At 33.9% G+C, this 25,383-nt stretch carries 18 protein-coding genes; 14 read left to right on the top strand and 4 right to left on the bottom strand.

Annotated features, from left to right (window positions below; all coding sequences use genetic code 11):
• The first annotated feature begins 18 nt into the window (after window positions 1-18).
• The 10 genes from hsdR to DFQ10_RS15065 all read left to right on the top strand — a co-directional run bounded on the left by hsdR (window position 19) and on the right by DFQ10_RS15065 (window position 15,188).
• Entirely contained in the window at window positions 19-2,328 is a 2,310-nt protein-coding gene (gene hsdR / locus DFQ10_RS15110; protein WP_115818280.1) for an EcoAI/FtnUII family type I restriction enzme subunit R, read from the top strand.
• Complete coding sequence (locus tag DFQ10_RS15105; RefSeq protein WP_115818279.1) at window positions 2,328-2,519, top strand: hypothetical protein; 192 nt, start codon at window positions 2,328-2,330, stop codon at window positions 2,517-2,519. The genes hsdR and DFQ10_RS15105 overlap by 1 nt, the downstream gene beginning before the upstream one ends.
• Window positions 2,520-4,064, top strand: coding sequence for a class I SAM-dependent DNA methyltransferase (locus tag DFQ10_RS15100; protein ID WP_115818278.1), 1,545 nt, complete (start codon window positions 2,520-2,522; stop codon window positions 4,062-4,064).
• A complete protein-coding gene (locus tag DFQ10_RS15095; protein ID WP_115818277.1) occupies window positions 4,057-5,259 on the top strand; it encodes a restriction endonuclease subunit S in 1,203 nt (400 codons plus the stop codon). The genes DFQ10_RS15100 and DFQ10_RS15095 overlap by 8 nt, the downstream gene beginning before the upstream one ends.
• Window positions 5,260-5,270: 11 nt before the next feature.
• Window positions 5,271-5,651, top strand: a complete 381-nt coding sequence (locus DFQ10_RS15090; RefSeq protein ID WP_115818276.1) for a DUF6979 family protein — start codon at window positions 5,271-5,273, stop codon at window positions 5,649-5,651.
• Window positions 5,652-6,081: 430 nt separating this feature from the next.
• Window positions 6,082-7,629 (top strand): reverse transcriptase/maturase family protein, encoded by a 1,548-nt coding sequence (locus DFQ10_RS15085; RefSeq protein WP_115818275.1) that lies wholly within the window; start codon window positions 6,082-6,084, stop codon window positions 7,627-7,629.
• Between the two features lie 41 nt (window positions 7,630-7,670).
• Window positions 7,671-8,372 carry a ribonuclease HI gene (rnhA, locus tag DFQ10_RS18775; RefSeq protein ID WP_317124894.1) on the top strand — a complete coding sequence of 234 codons (702 nt, stop codon included), beginning with the start codon at window positions 7,671-7,673 and terminating at the stop codon, window positions 8,370-8,372.
• Between the two features lie 17 nt (window positions 8,373-8,389).
• Window positions 8,390-10,558, top strand: coding sequence for a UvrD-helicase domain-containing protein (locus DFQ10_RS15075; protein ID WP_115818274.1), 2,169 nt, complete (start codon window positions 8,390-8,392; stop codon window positions 10,556-10,558).
• A 10-nt stretch (window positions 10,559-10,568) separates the two neighbouring features.
• On the top strand, window positions 10,569-13,943 hold the full coding sequence (locus tag DFQ10_RS15070; RefSeq protein ID WP_115818273.1) for an AAA family ATPase: 3,375 nt from the start codon (window positions 10,569-10,571) through the stop codon (window positions 13,941-13,943).
• The gene (locus tag DFQ10_RS15065; protein WP_115818272.1) at window positions 13,944-15,188 is read left to right on the top strand and encodes an McrC family protein; all 1,245 of its coding nucleotides are present in this window, start codon (window positions 13,944-13,946) and stop codon (window positions 15,186-15,188) included.
• 191 nt (window positions 15,189-15,379) lie between these two features.
• Here the strand turns inward: DFQ10_RS15065 and DFQ10_RS15060 are convergent, their stop codons facing one another.
• From DFQ10_RS15060 to DFQ10_RS15050, 3 genes are all read right to left on the bottom strand, one after another.
• The gene (locus DFQ10_RS15060; protein ID WP_115818271.1) at window positions 15,380-15,907 is read right to left on the bottom strand and encodes a hypothetical protein; all 528 of its coding nucleotides are present in this window, start codon (window positions 15,905-15,907) and stop codon (window positions 15,380-15,382) included.
• A gap of 26 nt (window positions 15,908-15,933) precedes the next feature.
• Window positions 15,934-17,514, bottom strand: a complete 1,581-nt coding sequence (locus DFQ10_RS15055; protein ID WP_115818270.1) for a T9SS type A sorting domain-containing protein — start codon at window positions 17,512-17,514, stop codon at window positions 15,934-15,936.
• Between the two features lie 889 nt (window positions 17,515-18,403).
• Window positions 18,404-19,204: a hypothetical protein gene (locus DFQ10_RS15050; RefSeq protein ID WP_115818269.1), complete on the bottom strand. Its 801-nt coding sequence runs from the start codon at window positions 19,202-19,204 to the stop codon at window positions 18,404-18,406.
• A 537-nt stretch (window positions 19,205-19,741) separates the two neighbouring features.
• Between DFQ10_RS15050 and DFQ10_RS15045 the strand changes: the two genes are divergently transcribed.
• The 3 genes from DFQ10_RS15045 to DFQ10_RS15035 all read left to right on the top strand — a co-directional run bounded on the left by DFQ10_RS15045 (window position 19,742) and on the right by DFQ10_RS15035 (window position 23,406).
• Complete coding sequence (locus DFQ10_RS15045) at window positions 19,742-21,664, top strand: hypothetical protein (RefSeq protein ID WP_115818268.1); 1,923 nt, start codon at window positions 19,742-19,744, stop codon at window positions 21,662-21,664.
• Window positions 21,665-22,036: 372 nt separating this feature from the next.
• Window positions 22,037-22,183 (top strand): hypothetical protein, encoded by a 147-nt coding sequence (locus DFQ10_RS18630; RefSeq protein WP_181897653.1) that lies wholly within the window; start codon window positions 22,037-22,039, stop codon window positions 22,181-22,183.
• Between the two features lie 461 nt (window positions 22,184-22,644).
• Window positions 22,645-23,406, top strand: coding sequence for an NYN domain-containing protein (locus DFQ10_RS15035; protein WP_115818266.1), 762 nt, complete (start codon window positions 22,645-22,647; stop codon window positions 23,404-23,406).
• A 109-nt stretch (window positions 23,407-23,515) separates the two neighbouring features.
• Here DFQ10_RS15035 and DFQ10_RS15030 read toward each other — a convergent pair whose 3' ends face one another.
• A complete protein-coding gene (locus DFQ10_RS15030) occupies window positions 23,516-23,866 on the bottom strand; it encodes a hypothetical protein (protein WP_115818265.1) in 351 nt (116 codons plus the stop codon).
• A 152-nt stretch (window positions 23,867-24,018) separates the two neighbouring features.
• Between DFQ10_RS15030 and DFQ10_RS15025 the strand changes: the two genes are divergently transcribed.
• Window positions 24,019-24,543, top strand: coding sequence for a hypothetical protein (locus tag DFQ10_RS15025; protein ID WP_115818264.1), 525 nt, complete (start codon window positions 24,019-24,021; stop codon window positions 24,541-24,543).
• Window positions 24,544-25,383: the final 840 nt, after the last annotated feature.

Genomic DNA, 25,383 nt, shown 5'->3' with positions numbered 1-25,383 from the left:
AATTTCGAATGCATATTTATGACAAAACACATATCAGAATCTGATACCAGAGCGAATTTTATTGATCCTAAGTTGGTGGATAGTCATTGGGAATCTATTCATATTGTGAGGGAATATTACTTTACAGATGGGAGAAAATTACTAGGTAATAAGCGAGGTAAACGTTTGTTTTTAGATTATCTCTTAAAATACAACAATACCAATTTAGCCATTATTGAGGCTAAGAAGTTAGGGGATCACCCAACCAAAGGACTACAACAAGCATTAGAATATGCCGAAAAACTTAAAATAAACTTTGTTTATGCTACTAACGGTAAACAAATTTATGAGTTTGATAGACGAACAGGGAAAGGAGACTATATCAATAATTTTCCAACACCTCAAGATTTATACGATAGGCTTTATGGAAAAAAGAATGCTTTAAAGGAGCAACTTCTAAAGATTCCGTTTTTATTAACAGGGAATTTTGGACCACGTTACTATCAAGAGATTGCGGTTAACAAAGTAATGGAAAGCATTGCAGATGAACAAGACCGGATTCTTTTAACTTTAGCCACAGGAACTGGTAAAACATTTATTTCTTTTCAAATAGTACATAAGTTATTGCAGGCTAAATGGAATTTGGATGGCAATGATAGACGTCCAAGGGTTTTATTTCTTGCTGACAGAAATGTCCTCGCAGATCAAGCCATTAATACCTTTAATCCTTATGAAAAAGATGTTATTAAAATTGATGGAGAAGAAGTCCGCAAACGAAATGGAGTAGTGCCAACTAATGCCTATATCTTTTTTGCTATCTATCAAGCTATTGCAGAACGTGAAGATATTGGTGGATATTACAAAGAATATCCAAGCGATTTTTTCGATTTAATAGTTATTGATGAGTGTCACAGAGGAAGCGCGAACGAAGAAGGCTCATGGCGCGCTATTTTAGATCATTTTAAACCTGCTATTCATTTAGGTTTAACTGCAACACCAAAACGAGACGATAACGTTGATACTTATAAATATTTTGGAAAACCTATTTATGAATATTCTTTAAAAGAAGGCATTCAAGATGGTTTTTTAACACCGTATAAAGTTAAACGTGTTACCACAAATATTGACGAATACATTCACACCAACGATAGTAAAATTATTCAAGGTGAAGTGACCAAAGACCGTTACGAACTTAAAGATTTTAATACTAGCATTACGGTAAAACAACGAATTGAATTGGTAGCGCAAACCATTTTACAACAAATTGGTAAAATGGATAAAACGATTGTGTTTTGTGCCAATCAAGATCATGCGCTAGATTTAAGAGATTATATTAATAAACATAAAACGGTTTCCGATATTAATTACTGTGTACGTGTTACCAGTGATGAAGGAAAGCATGGAAGAGAATTATTAGAAGCCTTTCAGGATAATGATAAAGATATTCCTGTTATACTCACCTCTTCTAAAATGCTAACCACAGGAGTAGATGCCAGAAATGTGCGCAATATTGTGTTGACAGCACCTATTGGTTCTATGGTAGAGTTTAAGCAAATTATTGGTCGTGGTACACGTGTGTTTGATGGTAAAGATTTTTTTACTATTATCGATTTTGTAGGTGCTACTAATTTGTTTTACGATGCAGATTGGGATGGTGAGCCAGAAGACCTCGTTGAAGGTGAAGGCGGAGAGGGAGAGCAAACACCAAAACCACCACGTAAACCAAAAGTTAAAGAACCAGGAGAACCATACGAGCGTAAAGAGAAATTAATAATAGAACTCTCTAACGGAAGACAATTAAAGGTCACAGATATCGATACACGTTATATAGACGAAAACGGAAAACCATTAACGTCACGCGAGTTTTTAGAAAAACTGATTGGTGAGTTACCTGCTGTTTATAAAGATGAATCACATTTACGTAAAATTTGGTCTAATCCAGATACTAGAGCAGATTTATTAATACAGTTAGGAGATTTAGGTTTTGATAACGAACAGTTAAACGATTTACGTAATATGATTGCGACACCAGAATGCGATATTTTTGATGTGCTTTCTCATATTTCTTTCAACTCTAATTTAATGACACGTAAACAGCGTGTGAAGTTTGTAAAAGACGAACCCGAGTTTTTTGAAGTTTATAAAAACCTAGAAGCACGTGAGTTTTTGGAGTTTATTTTAAAACATTATGAAGATTATGGTATTGAAGAATTACAACGCGATAAATTAGGCGATTTAGTAAAACTAAAATTAGGCACTTCTAAAGACGCAAAAACCGCCTTTGGTGATATGAAAACATTGTTAGGTGCTTATTATAAATTACAAGAAAACATTTATAGAGCAGGATAATGAAAAAATTAAAAGAAGAACAGGATCACAATGAAGTTAACATACTTGAGAATGAGGTTCACCTCTTAAAAATTAAAAGACATAAATTACTTGAAATGGGTGAGTTATCAAAATCATTAAGGCAACAACTAGAAAACCTAAACAATCAAATTGAAATAAAGGAAACCCAGATTGTTAATCTAGAAAACTAAATGAGCATACAAAACAACATAGACAGAATTACAGACATCCTTCGTAGAGACGATGGTATCTCTGGTGCCATGCACTATACAGAGCAAATCTCTTGGATTCTGTTTCTTAAGTTTCTTAACGATTACGAAGATAACAAGTCAGACGAAGCTTTTTTAGAAGGTACAGATTATAATTATGTATTACGTAAAGATTTACGTTGGCATCAATGGGCTTGTCCAAAGGATGAGGCTGGAAAATTAGATGTAAAACGTGCCTTAACAGGAGATGATTTAATTGATTTTGTCAACAATACGCTTTTTCCGTATTTAAAAGCGTTTAAAGCAACTACTAACGACCCAAAAACACTAACCTATAAAATAGGTGCCATTTTTGAATATCTAGATAACCGTATAGCAAGTGGCCACACATTACGTGAGGTTTTAGATATTATTGATGCTTTAGATTTTCAGAGTAGTGACGAGTTGTTTGAGCTCTCGCAAGTTTACGAAAACCTACTAAAAAGCATGGGAAGCGATGGTGGAAACTCAGGTGAGTTTTACACACCAAGAGCCATTATTACTGCCATGGTAGAAACCACAAATATTAAAGTTGGTGATACCATTTACGATGGTGCTGTTGGTTCTGGAGGGTTTTTAGTAGAAGCGTTCGATTTTTTAACTAAAGGAGATAAAAAAGAAAAGCTCTCTGCCAAGGATTGGGAAACCATACAAAATGACACCTTTTTTGGGATGGAAAAAACCAGTTTGGGTTACGTAATGGGTATGATGAATATGATTCTGCATGGTATAGAAAGCCCAAACGTATATAAAGGCAACACGCTAACGCAAAACATACGTGACTTTCAAGAAAAGGACAGACACAATGTTATTTTAGCAAATCCACCATTTGGAGGCAAAGAGAAAAAGCAAATCCAACAAAACTTCCCTGTAGAAAGTAACGCAACGGAGATACTTTTTATGCAGCATTTTATGAAAATGCTAAAACTAGAAGGTCGTGCCGCAATTGTAGTACCAGAAGGCGTTTTATTCCAAACCAATAATGCCTTTACCAAAGTAAAACAAACCTTGCTAGAAAACTTTAATGTGCATACCATTGTGAGTTTGCCAGCAGGTGTGTTTTTACCCTATAGTGGTGTAAAAACCAATATTATCTATTTTGATAGAAAAGGCGCTACTAACAACATTTGGTATTACGATGTAACACCACCTTACAAACTCACCAAAAACAAACCCATTGCTTACGAGCATATGGCAGAGTTTGTACACTTATTTCACAACCCAAAAGAACGCAACCACACCAATGCTAAATTAAAACCGTCATTGCGAGGAACGAAGCAATCTGTCTCTTCTGAAAACGAATCTCAATGCAACAACTGGACAGTAAACGTAAAAGACATTAAAGACTACGACCTAAGCGCCAAAAACCCGCATAAAGTAGTTGAAGTAATACACCAAAGCCCAAAAGAATTGTTAACTGCCATTAAACAAAACGATAGCCAAATAAATACATTAATGAACCAAATTGAAAGCTTGATTGATGGGTAAGTGGAAAGAGGTAATGGTTCAAGATGTTGCTAAGAATATTCAATATGGATATACTGGGAAAACAATACCTATTGGCGATTATAGGTATTTAAGAATAACCGATATTCAGAATCAGAAAGTTAATTGGGATTCTGTACCAATAAGTGATATTACTTCAGAAAAAGAAATAGAAAAGTACAAGTTGGAAGTAAATGATATTCTTTTTGCTCGGACTGGAGCAACTGTTGGAAAGTCTTTTTTAATTGAAGATAATCAACCGTCAATTTTTGCATCCTATTTGATTAGAGTTCAGCCAAAAGATGTTGTTTTTCCGAAGTTTTTATACTTATATTTTCAATCTGAGTCTTATTGGAAACAAATTCGAGGACACGAAGTCGGTGCGGCTCAGCCTAATGTTAATGGCAAAAAATTAGGATTGATTAAGTTCCCACTTCCACCATTACCAGAACAACAACGCATCGTTGCCAAATTAGATGGTTTGTTTGCTAAAATAGACCAAGCTATGGGGTTGTTAGAAGAAAATATTGCGCATACGCAGGCTTTAATGGGTTCTGTTTTGGATGCCGAGTTTGGGAGGTTGGAGAAATTATCAATTAAATATGACAAATTAAAAAACTTAACCAGAAAGATTGGGAGTGGTTCGACACCAAGAGGAGGACAAAGTTCTTATAAAGAAACTGGTATTAGTTTAATAAGAAGCATGAATGTTCATGACTGCTATTTTAAAGATAAGAACTTAGCTTTTATTGATGATGAACAAGCAGATAAATTAAAAAATGTTGAGATTCAAGAAAATGATGTTCTACTTAATATAACGGGTGCATCTGTAGCAAGGTGTTGTATTGTAGATTCAAACTATTTGCCTGCTAGAGTAAATCAACACGTAAGTATCATCAGAACAGATGAAAGTATATTACCAGAGTTTATGCTTTATTTTTTGATTAGTCCAAAAAAGAAGGCTAAGCTTTTATATGATTCATCAGGAAATGCTACGCGTGAAGCAATTACAAAATCTATGATTGAAGCAATTGAAGTACCAATTGTTTCTCTTCAGATTCAACAAAATTTGGTAGATAGAATTAAATCATCTAATAAATTAAATAGACATTTATTAGATGCTCAAACCCAAAAACTAAATCATTTAAAAGCTTTAAAAAGCAGTTTGTTAGATCAGGCTTTTAAGGGGGAGTTGTAAAAACAGGAAAAATGAAATATAATAAATATGGTTTAGTAGCTATTGATGCAGTAAAAACTATTGCTCAATTTCCTTCACCAAATGAAGCATGGGATTCTGCATGTATGAATTTTTTTAATAGTAATACATCTCAAAGTAAAAGTTGCCCCAAAAATGCGTTTTTAGGTTTATGTGAAGAGGGGTTAATAAGGGATATTGAAAAAGGGAATTATACGCGTTCAAAATTGAATAAATCTTATGCTTTAAAGGCTTTGGAAGTTTTACGAAAAAATAATAATTTAGTTTTTACACCAAAGGAATTGTGGAAAGAATTGAAACTTGAAGAAAAAATATATAACTCACAATTAGATGTCGTAATCGCTTTATGGTATAATAACTATTTAGTAAATTGAAATTTTTAATCAGTGATTCGTGAAAATAAGATATTGTCTCTTCTGGTTATATAAGAGACATATTATAGAAATAAAGATTAAATAAGATAATAAAATGGGCCAGAAGGTCGGAATGATACGTTTTACTCAGTTTTACTTTCTAAGATATACGTTAGATTGGAAGGATTATACCATTTTCCAAATTTTCACCCGATAAAGTGAATAAGGAGGAGATGGTTGACAACAGCGTCATAACTGTTGGCTTCCTGAAGTTGCATTTGCTGTTTAATGTTCTAAGCATTTTAATGATGTTTAAGAGGGTTATTACAAAGATAACAATTTCTATACCTGAAAAGAGTAGCGTTGCAATAGCTCTTCATAGAGTGAAAGCTTCGAAAGGCATGTACATTTCAAACCTGCTACTATAAATATCTGGCCCTATTTTTAAATTATGGAAACAGAAGATTGGTTTAAGTTAAAACGATACCCTCACATTGGTGAACCTTTGTCTTTAAAGGATTATAAATGGGTTAAAGCTTATGTGGAAAATCCTCAATCTGTAAAAAAACATAGTTTTTTACCGTTAATACATAAGATTCTTATTAAACGAAAGTACAGGGCTGATACTATAGATCTTGTTAGAAATAAAAAGGGAGAACGCATGCGTTTTATCGATCGGCCAAAAATCAGGAATATTTATTATGCTTCGCATATCGACTCAATAGTCTTTTCATATTATAATCATTTAATTAATGAAGCATATGAAAAGCTTATATTATCTAAAAATTTTAATGAATCCATTGTGGCTTATCGTAAAATACCAATAGCAATAGGTTCTGATAAAAATAAGTGTAACATTGATTTTGCAAAAAGTACTTTTGAGTTTATTAAAAAAAGAGAAGATAAAAAGCTCACAGCTATTGTTGCTGATGTTACTGCTTTTTTTGATAATCTAGATCATAAGATTTTAAAAAAGAAATGGTGTGAAGTATTAAAGTTAAGTACACTTCCAGAAGATCATTATAATGTTTTTAAGGCATTAACTAATTTGCATTATGTCGAAGGAGATCAATTATATAATAGCTATAAAGGGACAATGTTGGTAGAAAGAGGAGTTCCAAATTCTTCTAAAGATAAGGAGGTTAAAAGAATTGAGATTAAATCGAACAGCTATTTTAAAGAAAAAAATGCTATTGCATATTGTACAAAAGAAGAGTTTTTATCTAACAATTTAAATTTAGTTATATCTGCTAATAATACAATAGGTATTCCACAAGGAAGTCCTATTAGTGCAACATTAGCTAATATTTATATGCTAGATTTTGATCAAGAAGTTTATGATAAAGTTGAAGCTGTTGGAGGATATTATCAAAGATATAGTGATGACCTCATAATTGTATGTGAGCAAGAGCATGAAGATAGTATATTAAAACTTATACGAGATCGGGTTAAAAACTTGGCGAAATTAGAAATACACCCTTCTAAAACTACAGTTTACAGGTTTGAGGAAATCAAAGGCATTTTTAAAGGGTTTGAAATAGATGAAGTATCAAAGCAACATAATTATCATAAATGTCTTGAGTATTTGGGTTTTTCATTTGACGGACAACGTGTTTTAATTAAGGATTCTGGTTTTTCTAAGTTTTATAGATCAATGAAGCGATCTTTTAAAAAATCTTCATCACTTGCAATACATAGTAAAAATCCTGATGAAAGTTTATTTAAGTCAAGATTGTATAAAAGATTTACGCATAGAGGTGCAAAACGTAAATTGATTTATCATCCTTCTAAGACTGATCCAACCAAGTATGAAAAAACAAAGAAATATTATTGGGGCAATTATTTAAGCTATATCTATAAAGCAAATGATAGTATGAGAACTTTAAATGGAGGAAAAGATATTATTAAAAAGCAAAGTAGGAAATTTTGGAATAGATTTTATAAATTAATGAGATTTCATGAAGCTAAAATAAGTAGTTCTAAAAAAATAAAAATATAATAAACAATAAAACGAATACGTCGAATTTGAAGTAAATAGCATTGGAAATTAAAGCAATACCACATATAGAATTATTTACCGATGGTGGTGCAGAACCCAATCCTGGTAAGGGAGGTTTTGGAACTATATTAAAGTATAAAGGCAGACAAAAAGAATTTTTTGCAGGCTATGAGTTAACAACCAATAATAGAATGGAGTTAATGGCAGTAATCTTTGGCTTAGAAAAAATAAAGACAAAAGCAAAGGTGACCGTTTATTCAGATTCTAAATATGTGGTTGATAGTATAGAAAAAGGTTGGGCAGAAAACTGGGAAAAGAATAATTGGACTAAAAAGAAAGGTAATCTAGTACTTAATAATGATTTATGGAAGAGATTATTGACTGTAATAAAAAAACATGAGGTTACATTTAATTGGGTAAAAGGTCATGCTGGCCATGTGGAGAACGAACGTTGTGATTATTTGGCAAATTTAGGTAAAAACTCAGAAGATAAAATTAAGGATGAAGGCTATTTAGATTACCTAGAACATATTGAAGATTACCAAGAAAAAAGCATAGAAAAAGAAGGTGATTTATGCAGAAAGTGTAACACGCCAACCGTAAAAAAAACACCTAAAAAACGTAAGATTAAACCCAACCAATCTTTCTATTTTGAGTATTATTTGTATTGTCCAAATTGTAAAGCGATGTATATGGTAGAAGATGCGAAAAGAGACGTGTCAGATGAAGACACTTTGTTTTAATCCCTAAAAATAACCTAATGGAACATATCACAACACATACTAATTTAAATAGTTTAAACGATCAACAACGAAAAGCAGTTCTATCTGAAAGTAAGCGTTTACTTGTTTTAGCTGGTGCAGGTTCGGGAAAAACGAAGACATTGCTTCATAAAATTAATTATCTAATAGATGCTAAGCTAGTGGATGCCAAAAATATTCTTGCGGTAACCTTTACTAAAAATGCAGCCAATGAGATGTTGGACAGAATGATTCAATCGGCAGATAAATCAGGTTATTATGAAAAGTTTCTTAAGACCAAGGGTATTACAGCTTCTGAAAAGTATAAAGAACGCCAAAACTATTTGAATAAATTCCCGTGGCTTAATAGGTTAACGATTAAAACAATACACAGTCTTTGCTATCAAATAATTAAAACGGATGGTGTACAGGTGTTTGATAATAAATTCAAGATAGTAGCGGACCAAAAAGCAGGCAGTGAATTTCTTGGGAATACGGCAGAAGAGTCGGTAAGTGACATTATTGAAAAGGTAACCATTATCTTATCACAAAACAAGGGTTTTCTTTTAAAATTAAAACGGTATATCTTAGATTATTTTGTAGATTATATACATAATCATAAAAATCAAGTTGAGTTTAGACCAGAAGGGAAGTTTTTTACAAGTTTAAAAGGGGATAAGGTACGATCTAAATCGGAACAATATATTGCGGATTGGTTATATCGCAACAGTATAGACTATGTTTATGAACCAGAGGTAAAGGTTGGGAGTTCTTCTTTTCATCCTGATTTTTTTATTCCACAAGCAAATATTTACTTAGAACATATTAGTAATAAAAGTTATCCTTCGTTTTGGAAGGAGGGTAAAATGAAAATTGCAGGTAACACTTGCATCAAAACTTATGATGATGCCACCCATAACTCAGCGATATTTAACAAGGTGTTAGATCGTGTCATTAAAGGGAGAATAAGTTCTGATTTAAGTTCAGCAACGGTGTTGCATTATGATGAAGAGTTTTCAAATTTTAGAAAAGAAATAAAACGTTTTTTTAGAGAGGTAAATGAGGTAAGAAATAAAATTGTTAATTCAGAAAAATCTATAGCACAGATTATTGAAGAAGCAACCAAAAGTGAATTTGAAAGAGTACGAATGTTCTATGAGCTTGCGGTTCCTATAATTAATGCTTTTAATGACTATTGTGTTAATAGGTCTTATTTAGATTTTGACGGATTGTTGACTAAGAGTATACAGTTACTAGAAGAAAATCCTAATATAAGAGAAAGATATCAGGATAGGTATAAATACATTTTGGTGGACGAGTTCCAAGATGTAAACAATTTACAAGTTAAGTTACTCAATTTGCTAACTAAAAAGGAAACGCATTTATTTTGTGTTGGTGATGATTGGCAGAGTATTTACGGATTTAGAGGATCTGAAATAGGCTATATTGTCAATTTTAAAAAACATTTTGATAATTCAGAATTATTAACACTTAATCTAAATTATCGTAGCACAGACCCCATAGTTTGTGCCTCTACAGAAGCTATTAAAAAAAATAAATTTCAAATTCCTAAAGAAATAAAAGCTGTAAAACGAGGAGGGCAAAAAATTAAAATTTTTTATGAGGAACAAGAGGGGCAGTCTAATGCTTTTATTTGGGAAACCATTGAAAAGCATATTCAAGAGGGTATTATTCCTGAAGATATTTTAGTGCTTTATAGACGATCTGCGATGGCTACGGATTTATATCAAGCGCTTAAAAAGAGTGGCCATAAAATTCAATTTAAAACCATTCATAGCGCTAAAGGATTAGAGGCTAAAGTTGTTTTTATTTTAGGCTTACATTCAAACAAAGGAGGATTTCCAGATCCTTGGTTGCAAGATAAAATTTATCAAGTGATTAAGCCTAGTAATTATGATCATTTGCTAGAAGAAGAGCGGAGACTTTTTTATGTTGCGCTAACTAGAGCAGAAGATCATTTGTATTTAATATCTCAAAAAGGAGCAGTGTCGGATTTTGTGAGAGATATCCCTACGGAATATATCTATCAAGACAATTTGGATAATGAACTTAGTACACATGGGATAGTCCTCTGTCCTAGTTGTCAGTCGAAATTAGAAGAGCATTATAGATTTTGCCCAGAATGTGGTTGCACTACGGTTAAAATGGACAAAGATTCTTTAAAATAAAAAGAGAAACATGCTATTTGATAAAGTAAAGAAAGAACATATACTCCAAGGCTTAAAAGACTTTGAAGAAAAAGGTTATCCTGATGGTTTTGGACCGTCATCGACTTATGATGTCGTTTTTGAAGGTAAAACTTATCCTCCAAAAGCGATAATGGTTTATGCCAATTATCATGCAGAAAGTAGAACTATAGAGCGTTATTTTAAAGGAGGAATAGGTACAGATTGTTTTAATGCATTTCAGCGTAATGGGTTTAAAATAGTGAAAAAAGAAAAAACAGCTATGAACGAGAATTTATATGTGCTTAAGCAAGATTTTCTAAACACTTGGCCAATTGAAAAATTGGAGCAAATGACATTAGAAGAATATACGAATTTAGATAGAGAAGATTCTTTTTGTTATTGGGTTGAGCAAAAAACAAAAGATTTAGGAGATGTAAGAGGTGGTAGTTCATATAAATTTGGTATTTACAGAATGGCTGAAACTTCAAAAACAGATAAGGCTAGTAATCGTACCAATAATGGTGAATATGCTTGGCATAATAAATATGGTAATACACAGGAAGAAGCTTTTAATACTATTAAAAGTATAATAATTGAAATTGCTAAATCGGCTAAAAATAACACACTAGAAGCTATTGATACAATTGATTTAGGTAATGCTTATAAATGGAAGATTGCTTTTTTGTATGGTAATTATAATTGCTTAAATGCGTTTACAATAGATGCTTTAAGGGTTATTGCTTCTAATCTTGATATTGCTTATACTAATAAAACATTAATCTCTAAATTTCATAAAGAAATAATTAATTCAAAACCAGAAGATAAAGAATATTTTTCTTGGAGTCATGAATTATGGAGGCAGTATGAGACGCGTTTAAGAGATGTTAAAAAAGACTTTGCAAAATGGCTTAACGTCAATACTTTCGAGTCGTATAGAGCTTACCTTGGTAATACCAATAAAACTATAGAAAAAAAGCTTGATGAAATTAATTCTTTTTTTGATGATTTAGATTTCTTTTTAGTAGATCCTAATAATGTTAATGGGCTAGTCAGTACAATTTTGTTTTTGCTAAGTAAAAAAGAACGTGTTAAAAACCCTGATTTCGTAGAATATGATTCGAAAAACAGTAATGGCATACCAAAAGCAATTTTGGGTAAAAATAATTACATTAAATTTTTAAAAGAAAAGTATGATTATGTAGAGCCCAACTATTGGGTCTTTCAGGGTAGTCCAGACATCTACAATTTAAAGGGTGCTTTAAAAGCATCACATTTAACTTCATGGAAAGTAGCAGCGCACAAAGACAAGATTAAAATTGGAGATAAAGTTATTTTATGGCAAACAGGTGATCAGTCAGGTTGTTACGCATTGGCAGAAGTAACGTCTGATGTTAAGGTCTTTGCAATACAAGAAAATGAGCAACAATATTATAAAGCTACTTCAAGCGTTAACGCTACAGAGCGTGTAGAAATAAAGATTATTAAAAACTTAGTAAACAATCCAATTCTTGGTAGTGAAATAGAGAATGAACTAACATATATCAATTTTAATGCAGGAAATCAAGGTACTAATTTTAGAGCTACAGAAGAAGAGTATAACACCTTGTTAAATTGGAATGAAATTAGTGAAGGGAATTCGTTTGAAAAAACAAGAGCAAGACTAGATTCTACTATTTTTGACGAGTATATCACTTTTGTAAGATCAGTTATTAAATCTTTGGATTTAAAACCAAATGATCCAAGAGTAGTTTACAGTGTAAGAGGATACAGTTTAAATTTTATAATTGGGCAAAAATATTGTGCTAATGTATATGCTTCAAAAAACAAGGAGAATTTTGGATTGATTTCAACAAAAAAACTGTTTAAAAATAGTGAAGAATATGCTGGCAAGTCACCTAAAACGTATTATAATTATTTGGAAGAACTTGTTCTTGATGTCAATGAATGGAGATCCGTAATAGATGCTATTGGAGCTGTTTTAGATAAAACGAAAAAATCGGGTTATACTAAGTCAAATGATTTAGAATTTGAAAATTATCTATTTGGTATAGAATCTACTAATAAAACCGGAAATTCTATGATTGATGCAACAAATCAAATTTTATATGGACCACCAGGTACAGGTAAAACCTATGCTTTGAAACAAGATTATTTTTCTAAATATACCACAAGAGAAACTTCTATTACAGCTGAAAAGCACTTTGAAACCGTAGTTAAAGATTGTTCATGGTGGGAAGTAATAGCAGTGGCTTTATTGCAGCTTGGAGAGTCTAAAGTTAATGATATATTTAATCATAAATGGGTTCAGAAAAAAGCAGAACTGTCTAATTCAAACACGGTAAAACCAACACTGTGGGGACAATTACAGAGTCATACTATTGAGGCTTGTCAAAATGTAAATGTAAAGTCTAAGCAGCAACCTTTAATATTTAATAAAACTGAAAATTCTACTTGGGAAATAATCACAGAAGAAGTTGACAATCAGATTCCTGAATTATATGAACTCATTGAAAAGGTAGAGGATTTTAAGCCTGATGCTAATAAGGTTATTGAGCGTTTTAAATTTGTTACGTTTCATCAATCTTTTAGTTATGAGGATTTTATAGAAGGTATAAAGCCTATAATGCCAGAAAATGGTGAAGTAGCGGAAGATTTAGGTTATAAAATCGAGGATGGTGTCTTTAAAGAGATTTGTAAAGATGCTTCTAACGATCCTAATAATAGCTATGCTATTTTTATTGATGAAATAAATAGAGGTAATGTTTCTGCTATTTTTGGTGAACTTATTACGCTTATTGAAATAGATAAACGTAAAGGTGCAAAAAACGAAATGCAAATAACCTTGCCTTACTCTAAGAATATTTTTAGTGTGCCATCTAATCTAGATATTTATGGTACTATGAATACTGCTGACCGTTCGGTAGAAGCCTTAGATACGGCATTACGTCGTCGTTTTGAATTTAAAGAAATGATGCCTGATTATACTGTCATTGCCGAAGAAGACGTTGATGGCATATTACTTTCTGAGGTTTTAAAAAGGATTAATGAACGTATCGCGTTATTGATTGATAGGGATCATACTATTGGGCATTCGTATTTTGTAAATGTTAATACCACGCAAAAATTAGCCGATGCTTTTAATAATAAGATTGTACCATTGCTACAAGAGTACTTCTATGGTGATTATGGTAAAATTGGTTTGGTGCTTGGTAAAGGTTTTGTAGAGAAAATAAAAAATGATAAAATTGAATTTGCAAGTTTCGATTACGAAAACGCTAATGATTTTAAAACACCAACCTATATTTTAAAACCTGTGGGTAGTGCATCAATCATTGAAGCCATCGAGCTCTTGTTAGGTGAAGCTGATGTAAAAGGAACTAAATAATTGACGACTCGTAAGACCATATCTGTTTTTGAACACCAACGTCTCTATGTTGGTGAGCATGGTTTTAAGCAAACACATTTAGATGCGCTTTTAAAGCTGAACGAATACCATGAAGGTAATTACTTTGAGCCTATTGCAAAAGGGGTTAAGTTTAATCAATACGTTGGTGTAATACAAGTGGATGGCTTAACGATAGAAATACATCCTAAAGCTGATAAAGATGATGACGATAACAAATGGAAAGGGGTATTAATTAAAATGTTGAAGGCTTGTGGCCAGCTTAAAGCAGAATCTTCTGGTGCTGCCCATGTAAAACGACAACATTTGAATTTGTTGGAAGTCTATTTTGAATTGTATCTGCTAGAGGTAGAGGTTCTAATTAGAAAAGGCTTGATTAAAAAATATAGGAAGCAAACGCATAACACTAAAGCATTAAAGGGGAAGTTAGAATTTGCAGGTCATATAAGGCATAATGCCGTGCATAAAGAACGCTTTTATACGACACATCAGGTTTATGATCCTAATCATTTATTGCATCAGGTGTTGCATAAAGCATTAACTATAGTAGATCAGTTTACTATAGGAACACGATTGAACGATTTGAGTAATCGGGTGTTATTGAATTTTCCTAAAGTGGATAGTAAAACGATTACGGCTCAACAATTACAGAGTATATCATTGAATAGAAAATCGAGTAGCTATAATGAGGCACTAGAGTTAGCACGGTTAATCATTCTTAATTACTCACCAGATATTTCAAGCGGAAAAGAAAAGATGCTGTCTCTCCTTTTTGATATGAATGTCCTTTGGGAATCTTATATTTTGAAGCAATTGCAAAAAGCTTGTTACGGGAAAGATATAGCAGTCTCAGGACAAGAATCGACATCGTTTTGGGGTAGTAATAGTTTGAGACCAGATGTTGTTTTAAGACAAGGTGATAATACTTATATTATTGATACCAAATGGAAGCGACCTCATAGAAGTTCTGCTTCTGTGAATGACTTAAGACAGATGTATACTTATTGTCGTTTTTGGAATGCTGAGAAAGCTATGTTATTGTATCCAGGTCAACGTAGTGAGAATAGATTTAGATCTTATCTCACGGATGATTATATTAAAGATGGTGATGATAATCATAATGCAATAGATCATCAATGTAAAATGGGTTTTGTTGAGGTTATGGAAGGGGATGCGCTTAATCCTAATTTGGGTGTCGAAATTTTGGATATGTTGTTTTTGAGATAAAGGGTGCGATTAACAGATTGCTTTGCTGCGCTCGCAATGACGGGTGGATCTTTAGATTGCTTGAGATTGCCGTGTCCTTCGTCCTCCCCATGAAAGGTTACTTTGTTTAGTCTTTATGATAGGCAGATTGCTTCGTGCCTTGCCATAACGGCTATATGTCACTGCGAGGAAGTATGACGAAGTAGCCTTATTTAATTTGAACCAAACACTAAAATTTGGAGATAATTGGCCATGTAATCGCCAATTTCAGTTCTAAAAGGGGAATTAGTACGATACTGTACTTTAATGGTATGTGATCCGGCACTTAATTCGCTAAATTGTTGACAATGTAGTCCAGAATACGTTGTGTAACCTGAAATTATGGAATTTCCAACGACGCCATCAATGACCAATCTTACAATTATGTACCCTGAGCCCGCTGGAGTATAGCCGCTAAAGGTGTAGGAACTAATTACTGTTGTGGCCTCATCTAAAGAAAATGTTCTTGTGATACCTGGCATGTCGTGCCATTGATTATTGTTAACAGCAGAAAAAATTGGAGCATCTGATGCAAAGCCTCCCACGTTATAGGTGGTAAATTTAAACCCCTTGGCTTTAACACGTCCGTTAACATCTAATTTTTCAGAAGGATCTGGCTCATCAATACCAACATTTTGAGCCGTATTGATGTGGCATACAAAGAAAAATAGTGGGGCGAAGAGTAGTATTTTTTTTATCATGATTGGTTGGTTTTAATGTGGTTGGTTTAGTTGATAATTACTTTTTTGGTTGATGTGTTGCTGTTGTTATTTATCTTAACGATGTAAATGCCAGTACCTAAATGACTAACATCTATAGATTGTGTGGTGCTTGTATGATTTAGTCTGTGCGTAGCGATGGTGCGTCCTTGTAGGTCTATAATAGTAGCGATGGCGTTTGGTTGAAGTACACCATCTATGTTAAGCAGGTTTTGGTGATGAAGCGTATAAATTTGTATAGTCTCTGCGAGCGCGTCGGTGGTATGTAAAGTGTCGTTAGAAAAACGTAAGTAAAACCGACCCGCACCATTTAAGTCTTCGGTAGGGGTTATGTTATAACTATCCGTATTTAAAAGTGTGAAGGTTTGCAATAATGTATCTTCAAGATAAACGTATAAGTCGTTGGGTAGTTCAGCTTCAAAAAGCTCGAAAGTGATCGCAGTACCTTGACTGCCATGGCATCCTAAAGGCACTACAACATCATTTACATTATAATTACTAAATGCTTGAATAGTCATTGGGTGTCCTTCATTATCTTCCACTAAATGCGAATACAAAGCAAAATCAGAAATATTGCCACCGAAAAGAGACGCATCATAGCCCACATCGAGACCAAGGGAGGTGTTAGAATTAAAATAAATAGAGGTGAGTGCTGAGTTGTTGGTGTCACTAGCTCTAAGTTTTAAGTAGTAACTTTGCGAAGCACGGTTAGCAATAAAATCATCAGAATTACGCATCATCATCATGTCTGGAGTAAATTCAATCTGAGCTAGAGCATTTTCACTTGATACAAAAAATCCTTGTCCAGGAGCTATAGCGGTTGGTCCTTCTAATTGATTGGTTATGGTCCAATAACTACCGCTTGGGTCAGTGTTATCACCATCGTAGCCGTAAATAGCTGCAGAATTTGCATTAAGGAGGCTTATATTGGTAACTCCTGGAGACACTTCGTGGTTAAAAAACGCATTGACGTCTATATAAGCAGGATACGGATTGCCCACAAGATTCCATTCTTTATAGTTTCCTGAAGTTTCATTTAGAATAGGCACTGATACTGCGGTGTCTACAACTGAACCTGTAAAAATTAAGGTGGTACCATTACCATTTGCCAAAGGGGTGTTGGTTGCGGCTCTGTAACCCATGCCAGAATTAAGCGTGGCGCTGTCGTTAGTATGGTACACCAGGTAGTCATCTGTGCTTCCTTTTTCAAACGGTCCAAATAAATACGTTGGGCTAACGGCATTACCGTTATTGAAAAGGTGATTGGCATTGTAACCACTATCATTGCTTAAGAAAGAAGACCAACTTTGATTCGCCATAGGAGGTGCTACCAGATCATTTCTGTTTTCATTAGAATTAACAAAACGGTGATATTTTGAAATCCCTTGCACATTTATAGTACCTTTTGTGACCATTGAGGCGAAGGCTATGGCGTTAGATTCTAATTCTAGATTACCCTCTATGGTTAGGGTGGCGCCATTTTCAATAAGGATGCCTACACCACTTTGTAGTAAGATATCTCCATTGTTTTGAGAGGATGATACATTAAAAATTAGACCAAAAATGAGATATGTAAAGAAGTGCTTCATGTTTATATAGTTAGGTATATCAATTTGAAGGCGTTGTACGCGATGCGAATAAATCGTAATAATGAAATAAAGCTACAAAAAATAAATGTAAAAATTTAACAAATTGAAAAATTATGATGTCTTTTTGGTTTCATTTTCAGGACTTTAAGGTGGTGTTGAGGTGTTGGTGCTATGCTAAAAGTATAAACTATTGTAGCCGAACTTTATTATAACTATGCTTAAATACTCTAGCATTCATGATTTTTTTATTTAATACATATAGAAACAACTGGAATTAAAATGAACGTTAAAAAAATCTCATAAGGCAAACACCCCTCAAGTCCCCTCAAGGGGACAATCCTACCATTAAACTTTTCATTACCATATTAATCAACCTCTTAAATCCAAGCAACTAAAGTATAACGTACTAAATATATCAAAGCCCATCAATCAAAGCCAAAAACAACCAAGTGTTCACCACCATATTCCGACACAGTCGGAAGCAACGATTTTCAGAAATAAAGAGCCAGACCTATAGTTAATCTACAAAATCAAGGATTGGAATCCAATTTTAATAAAGACCTTAAAATAACAATGTATTAGCGAATGGCGCTTTAGCAAATGCGATAGCATTCACGAAAACCTATTTAAACAATAAGAATGGATGAGTAACTCCTAACAAATCGTTTTGACCTTTTGGTTCGTTTTGTGTCAAGAACTGCAGAGCACATCATGAGTTCCAAAACAATAGAAAACGACGAATACAAATGCGAAAGCATTCATGACTTCTTCTTTAATAAAATAGAAATAACAGGAACTAAAATGAACAAGCAATAAAAATCCCGTACAGTAAAACCATACGGGATTATAAACTTAACCTTACTAACAGCTAAAAGCTACCAGCCAAAAACTACCCAATAGAAGCAATTTTCATACAATGCCCCTGAGCAAGCTCATAAAGCTCACCATTCACTTCTTGGTAAAACACTATCGCAGTAGCAGTATACAACGCTGTAGTAACAGGTATAGGAGCATAAGCAGTCAAATCTACAGTTAACACCGTAGGATTATCAACCATACCAGTAACAGCTATTTTATCGCTATACATAACACTACCAACACCATTGGGTGTATCCTCTACTGGTTCGTAAGCCTTTAGAGTCGGTTCCCATTCATAATTACTCACATAACCAGCAGCTAACGCTACCTTAAAATGTGTAGCACCTTCAGGCGAACGCACATAGGTATCTGCATTAAAATCGGGTAACGTCCAAGTTACGGTATCACGGTTGGCATTAATTTCTGGACCCGCAGATGGTGCATTAAATTGACTGTCAAAAGGTTTATTAATATTAAAGTTAAACCCTATAAATGGCTCTGTATTATCTACCAAGTTCAAGGTACGCTGACCACGCAAACCAACTCCAGTATTCATCATACGTCGCATAATACCAGCCACGCGCGAACTTAAGTTAGAGTCACTCACCAAGCGCACAATAGAAGCAAAACTGTCTCTAAAGCTTTTACCTCCTTTGTTAGCACCTGCAAACTCTTGCATGTTTTCTCGCGTTCGCTGATACTCAGGCGCATTCATAATACGGTTTCTACTCACACGGCTTTTTGTTTTAACAAAATTAGCACCGTTTTTTCTAAAAAAGGTCAAACCATCTAAGGTACCTTCTAGTCTAATAAAAGAATTATTCTTTGCCATAATATTAAGATTTAGGACGCGTATAGCTATGGCATAATTAAGCTATAACACATCTGGTTAGTAAGATCCAAACTCATTTTGAATCTCGTAAGGTAAAAGTGGGATCATCACAGTTGGTTATAAATCCGGTGTTTATAGTTAGCAATTCTAGACTTTGCTAAACAACTGTGGGTCAAACATATAAAAAACAAATTAATTGCTAAGTGTTTTATTTTGAGGTATTTACAACAAAATGTGCATTTCGTCGATAATCTTTTAAATTTTAACCTGAATTATCTCACGTTTTTGAAGAATTCTTTCCAACACCCGAATGTGCATTGAATAATTCGTAAAAATGAATATTTAATAAATAAAACTAAATATAACTAACAGTAATACAGTGTTTTATGTATGTATAAAGGTTGAGTGTAATAGAAGCCATTAAGCATAAAATCAGTTGTGCACAATTTAAGAAAGAGAATACTTTTTATGGGGAGTTAAGTATCCCCAGAAATTTCACTACTTTTAAAGAGCTATTAATCAATACATTATTCTGATATGAAAAAAATTGTCATTCTATTTTCGTTAATTCTAATATTTGGATGCTCTAGTGATGATTCCAAAAGTGAAGAAGTTCAAGAACAAGACCCTAATGCAATAATTGCAGATAATGTAGTTGTAATACTAGAAGAGAATTCAGAGTTAATGAGTACGGAATCAGAAATTTTAAACGGTACCTATGTAATTCAATTCAGTGAATCTATTCCAGAAATAGAAATAAATGATGTTATAGTTGGTGATGAAGGGCTAGGGTTTTTAAGAAAAGTGACAAGTATTAGCGTTGTCAATAATGTTGTTGAAATGCAAACGGTTCAAGCCAACATGGAAGACGTGTTTGGAAATACCAATATAAATTTTTCCACTAGCTTATCAAGTTTCAATAGATCTAGTTCAGGGGAATCTTTACAAAGAAATAATTATGAGAGATTTGCACAAGGAGTCAGTAGAAATCAAAATAGTTTCATTTTTGATTTTACTAATGTTGTAATAAATTCAGACCCCTCTGCTAATTTAACCATAACCGATGGTGCATTAAATTTCAATCCTACATATTTCTTTGACTTGGATTATAGTTTCTTTTCTCTTGATAGATTTCAATTTGGAACAGAAAACACAGAATTCACTGCAGAAGCAACACTAAATTTAAATGCAACAGGAAGTGCTACTATTCCAGTTACTGAATATACGTTATATGAAAACAGTAATACGTTTGTTAGATTTGTAGGTAGTGTCCCCGTAGTTGTAACTGTTTTTCTTAAGCTAAAAGCAAAATCTGAATTTGAAGTTGGTGGTACACTTTCGCTATCTAAAAAGTTGGAACATAATACAACGTTTTCATTAGGAGCAACGTATGAAAATAGTAATTGGTCACCAATAGCAGAATTAAATGCTGGTTTTATAGACCATCCTATTGATTTAGGAGGTTCGTACTTTAATTTAACAGATAAAATTTCAATAGTTCCAGAGGTCATAATTGCATTTTATGGCATTAATGGACCTTTAATTGAACCAGCTTTATCTGGAAATTTAGGAATTAATGTAGGTGTAAATCAAGATTGGGATGCGTCTTTAAATGCTAGTATTGATTTAAACCTTGGCGCTAGTATAGGAATATTAGGTGAAAATTTATTAGCATTACCTTACGATTCCTATAATATCTATACGCAACCGATTTGGAATGCACCAGACACAATTGAGGTCATCTCAGGGAATAACCAAACGGGTAATCAAGATGAACAATTAAATCAACCGCTAAAAGTTAGAGTTTGGGACAATTCTGGACTTTTCTATCTTAAGGATGTTCCTGTCTATTTCGAGGTGACATCTGGTAATGGAACAACGAGCAATCAAACTGTACCGACAGATCCAAATGGTTTTGCTGAAGTATTTTGGACGCTTGGAGATAATACACAACCACAAATTGTTCAGGCAACTGTCAAAAAAGCGGATGGTTCTAATATTGAAAGTATAGCTACATTTAATGCTAATTTAGAAGGTAATCAAGTAGATTTAAGTGGTAATTGGACGTTAAATATTTTTGGAACTAGTGGTTCTTGTACCAATAATGTAACACCAATATCGGCCAATATCCAATTTGAATATGATATGACTACAAATACCATAACCTATATCAATGACCCAAATAATTTATGGCAACAAACTTCTGGAACAATATCATACAATGAAAATACTCAAGAAATAAATTTTGATGTAGTATTAACTTATTCTGTTTCAAGTACAATTGGTTGTAGTGATGGAACCACTTATGACCCTCAAGGAGATACAGACACTCATAGCTTTTCTGGTATTTTGACAGCCGAAAATTATTTTACAGGTACATTTACAGATGCATTATATTTAAATGGTTGTACAATTGACAACTATGAATGCACTTACAATGCTAGCTTTGTCAAGAATTAAAAAACGGTACACAATACCATGTGTAATGAATTGTTTATGGCAATTATTGTAAATTGTTTTGGGTTTTTTATTCGATTTTTAGTTGTTATTTGAAGTCCTTTTTCACGCAACTAATCGTGTCAAACAACATTAAGTGCTCCTTCGGCTCTCCTTCGGCTCTCCTTCGGCTCTAATGCGGGTCTAATGCGGGTCAGGGAAAAAGACAGCCGTATACAACTCCAAATTGAATCCAAACCGAGCAAAGTTTAACCCTAGTATAACCAAGTGTTAAGTAATTGCTAAATCTTTGGTTTTTAGTGTTTTTGTAGGAGTTACGGTGATCCAAAAAAGGGTTTGATTTCGTATCTTTGATACAACCAAATACCTGATGTTATGAAAGCATTACAAGACCTAAGAAACAGACTATTGAAGTCTAAGCCTACAGAGCAAACTAACGAACCTAAACGAGAAGATGTGAATGCTAGACGTATATTAACGCGTTATTTTTCTAATGACGAGGATGACTTTTTGTTTATATAATGTTTTCGCTTTGGTTACGGCAATAAAAATCCCGTAGAGCATCACCATACGGGATTTTTATCGGCGTTGTTTAGTAGATAGCTAAGAGCTATAAAGGATTTACGTTGAGCCTTTGGCACCAATGCGTATGCAATTGCCTCATACCAACGCTTAAAACACACTATGCCTAACAATTATAGTCACCTTAAGGCATTACTGCGCTTATTTTCACTACATTTAACTCTCATTAGAAAACAACCTCTAATACCAATAGACATTATGGCGAAATCACAAGATGCAAAACGCAATGTAAAAAAAGAAGCAGCACTGTCACCAAAAGAAAAGAAAGCTGCAAAACTGGCAAAAAAGGCGAGTCGGACTTAAAACGCTCCCGTAATCATACAAAAAAACCACTTCTATCGGAGTGGTTTTTTAATGCAAACCCATTACCTTTATACCACTAAAAAAAGACCTTGACACCCATGGATATAAAACTCGCAGTACTGATAGATGGAGACAACATTCCATCCGCTTATGTAAAAGAAATGATGGAAGAGGTGGCGAAGTATGGCAACCCTACCATAAAACGTATTTATGGAGATTGGACCAAGCCTAACCTAAACAAATGGAAAAATTTGTTGTTAGAGAATGCCATTACACCCATACAGCAATATGGCTATACCACAGGTAAGAATGCTACCGATTCAGCCATGATTATTGATGCTATGGATATTCTCTATTCCGAAAAAGTAGATGGCTTTTGTTTGGTCTCTAGCGATAGTGATTTTACACGGTTGGCAACACGCTTACGTGAAGCTGGTATGAAAGTCTATGGCATTGGAGAAAAGAAAACTCCGAATCCGTTTATTGTAGCCTGCGATAAGTTTATTTACATAGAGATTTTAAAGCACCAAGCGGCAACATCAGAATCTGAAACCACGACTACTACAACGGAAGAAAAAAGCGGTTACGATACCATTACTAAGAAAGAAATTCAGTTTATTGCAGCGACGATAGATGATGTGTCTGATGATGATGGTTGGGCGTTTTTAGGAGATGTAGGAGGCTTGTTACAAAAGAAACAGCCTAACTTTGATTCTCGTAATTATGGGTTTCAGAAGTTAACTCCGTTAATAAAATCGATTCCTGCTTTTGAAATTGAACGTCGTGAAGACTCTAGAGGGCACAAGAAACTGATTTATGTAAAGCTGAAAGCGGAACCATCTAAAGGGAAGAAGCGCTAATTGCGAGCTTTTGCTGTGCTTTTAGCATTGGAAAAGTATTGATGTTAGGGCATAAAAAAAGTGCTCTGAATCTACAGAACACTTTATCATTTATTTGAGTATGTGGTTGCTATTTTGTGGTCACGATCTCACCAGCGTTTAAGGCTTTGGCATAATTGGCTTTCACTTCACTTAAATAGCCAAAGAATTTAGAACCATCTTTTTTCTTTAAAATCACGTAGGTATCTCCATTCTTTGCCGTTTCTACGTCATCTACAAGCACATCATTTTCATATACCGATTTGTAACGATCCACAGTACCACGTTTAATTAAAATGTTGGGTTTTGGGAATTTGATGTAGTTAAAGGTATGTGCATGAGGTGCTTTAATGGTTAATTGATCACCAACTTTAGGAGGATTTTGAGCGCTTGTTACAAGATAGCATCCTAAAAGAATAATAGTAAAAAGTAGTTTTTTCATAATATTATTGGTTTAAATTGAGAATATGGCAAAAATAAGACAGGTGCAGCGATTGAAAAAAAGCTTTAATTTATGTTTAACATTTGTGTGTACAGGTCATTTTTGTTTATTTTAGTTCTCGTAATAATTATAACTATCAATTACAACACGAGATGAAATTACTAGGCATAGGATCGAGAATAAACCATACTGAATATGGCAAAGGAGTGGTGACTAACGTGACCTCAAAACACTATTGGGTAACGTTTATAGAGAATGGATTAGAAACCATAGATATCGATTCGGAATTTGAAGTGATAGACGCTGCAGAAGATGAGGTGGATACCGTGAGTTTTTATGACGTAGAGCGCAGTTTGAAGTCCATATTAAAACAATGGTCTGATGTGTCTGAAGTGGTTACCATTGCCGATAAATGGAAAGGAGGAAAATTGATAATGACACCAGGAGATCCTAATCTGAAGTCGAGTGAATTGCCTATAGATACCTTTTTTCATAAAATCACCATGGTACGTGACCGTTTGCGTGTGATGGAACAGAAAATCAATTCTAGTAATTTAGAAGAACAAGAAAAGATAGATTTACAGCAGTATATTACGCGTAGTTATGGGAGTTTAACGAGTTTTAATGTGTTGTTTAAGTTGAAGAGTCAGCAGTTTGTGGGGCAGCGGTCTAAGTAAAAAGATTGTTTTTATGTTTGTTTTTTGCTGGTCCATAACCCTTCGACTGCGCTCAGGATAGGCTACCCAAAAAAGACCTTTACTGTCGAAGGTATTTTTAATAGTGCTAAGGCACCATTAAAACCATTCCAAAAATCCTAAATAGCTTCCAAGGCTTCAGTTATTTTAAACGAATTTTTCTCATCTATACTGCCGACAGCAGGTTCCGACGCTGTCGGAATTTGGGTGTTGAGTGTTGACTATGTGCAGTGCTTTAGTTAGTTTTTGGTTTTCTTGCTGGTATTGCATGGGTAGCATCAGTTTGTGGGGCAGCGGTCTAAGTAAACAGATTGTTTTTATGTTTGTTTTTTGCTGGTCCAAAAACCGAACCAAAAAAGACCTTTACTGTCGAAGGTATTTTTAATAGTGCTAAGGCACCATTAAAACCATTCCAAAAATCCTAAATAACTTCCAAGGCTTCAGCTATTTTAAACGGATTTTTCTCATTTATACTGCCGACAGCAGGTTCCGACGCTGTCGGAATTTAGGTGTTGTGTGTTGACTATGTGCAGTGCTTTAGTTAGTTTTTGATTTTCTTGCTGGTATTGCATGGGTATCATCAGTTTGTGGGGTAGCGGTCTAAGTAAAAAAAATGTTTCTATGTTCATTTTTTGCTGGTCCAAAAACCGAACCAAAAAAGACCTTTACTGTCGAAGGTATTTTTAATAGTGCTAAGGCACCATTAAAACCATTCCAAAAATCCTAAATAGCTTCCAAGGCTTCAGCTATTTTAAACGGATTTTTCTCATCTATACTGCCGACAGCAGGTTCCGACGCTGTCGGAATTTGGGTGTTGTGTGT

This window comes from Winogradskyella eximia (assembly GCF_003386165.1).
Lineage (GTDB): Bacteria > Bacteroidota > Bacteroidia > Flavobacteriales > Flavobacteriaceae > Winogradskyella > Winogradskyella eximia.
Note: the sequence above shows the minus strand (reverse complement) of the source record. Positions and strands in the feature narration are given on the sequence as shown.

Excerpts from the sequence above, each read along its gene's own strand:
- hsdR (WP_115818280.1), top strand. The coding sequence starts at position 19 with ATGACAAAACACATATCAGAATCTGATACCAGAGCGAATTTTATTGAT.
- DFQ10_RS15105 (WP_115818279.1), top strand. The coding sequence starts at position 2,328 with ATGAAAAAATTAAAAGAAGAACAGGATCACAATGAAGTTAACATACTT.
- DFQ10_RS15100 (WP_115818278.1), top strand. The coding sequence starts at position 2,520 with ATGAGCATACAAAACAACATAGACAGAATTACAGACATCCTTCGTAGA.
- DFQ10_RS15095 (WP_115818277.1), top strand. The coding sequence starts at position 4,057 with ATGGGTAAGTGGAAAGAGGTAATGGTTCAAGATGTTGCTAAGAATATT.
- DFQ10_RS15090 (WP_115818276.1), top strand. The coding sequence starts at position 5,271 with ATGAAATATAATAAATATGGTTTAGTAGCTATTGATGCAGTAAAAACT.
- DFQ10_RS15085 (WP_115818275.1), top strand. The coding sequence starts at position 6,082 with ATGGAAACAGAAGATTGGTTTAAGTTAAAACGATACCCTCACATTGGT.
- DFQ10_RS15075 (WP_115818274.1), top strand. The coding sequence starts at position 8,390 with ATGGAACATATCACAACACATACTAATTTAAATAGTTTAAACGATCAA.
- DFQ10_RS15070 (WP_115818273.1), top strand. The coding sequence starts at position 10,569 with ATGCTATTTGATAAAGTAAAGAAAGAACATATACTCCAAGGCTTAAAA.
- DFQ10_RS15060 (WP_115818271.1), bottom strand. The coding sequence starts at position 15,907 with ATGATAAAAAAAATACTACTCTTCGCCCCACTATTTTTCTTTGTATGC.
- DFQ10_RS15055 (WP_115818270.1), bottom strand. The coding sequence starts at position 17,514 with ATGAAGCACTTCTTTACATATCTCATTTTTGGTCTAATTTTTAATGTA.
- DFQ10_RS15050 (WP_115818269.1), bottom strand. The coding sequence starts at position 19,204 with ATGGCAAAGAATAATTCTTTTATTAGACTAGAAGGTACCTTAGATGGT.
- DFQ10_RS15045 (WP_115818268.1), top strand. The coding sequence starts at position 19,742 with ATGAAAAAAATTGTCATTCTATTTTCGTTAATTCTAATATTTGGATGC.
- DFQ10_RS18630 (WP_181897653.1), top strand. The coding sequence starts at position 22,037 with ATGAAAGCATTACAAGACCTAAGAAACAGACTATTGAAGTCTAAGCCT.
- DFQ10_RS15035 (WP_115818266.1), top strand. The coding sequence starts at position 22,645 with ATGGATATAAAACTCGCAGTACTGATAGATGGAGACAACATTCCATCC.
- DFQ10_RS15030 (WP_115818265.1), bottom strand. The coding sequence starts at position 23,866 with ATGAAAAAACTACTTTTTACTATTATTCTTTTAGGATGCTATCTTGTA.
- DFQ10_RS15025 (WP_115818264.1), top strand. The coding sequence starts at position 24,019 with ATGAAATTACTAGGCATAGGATCGAGAATAAACCATACTGAATATGGC.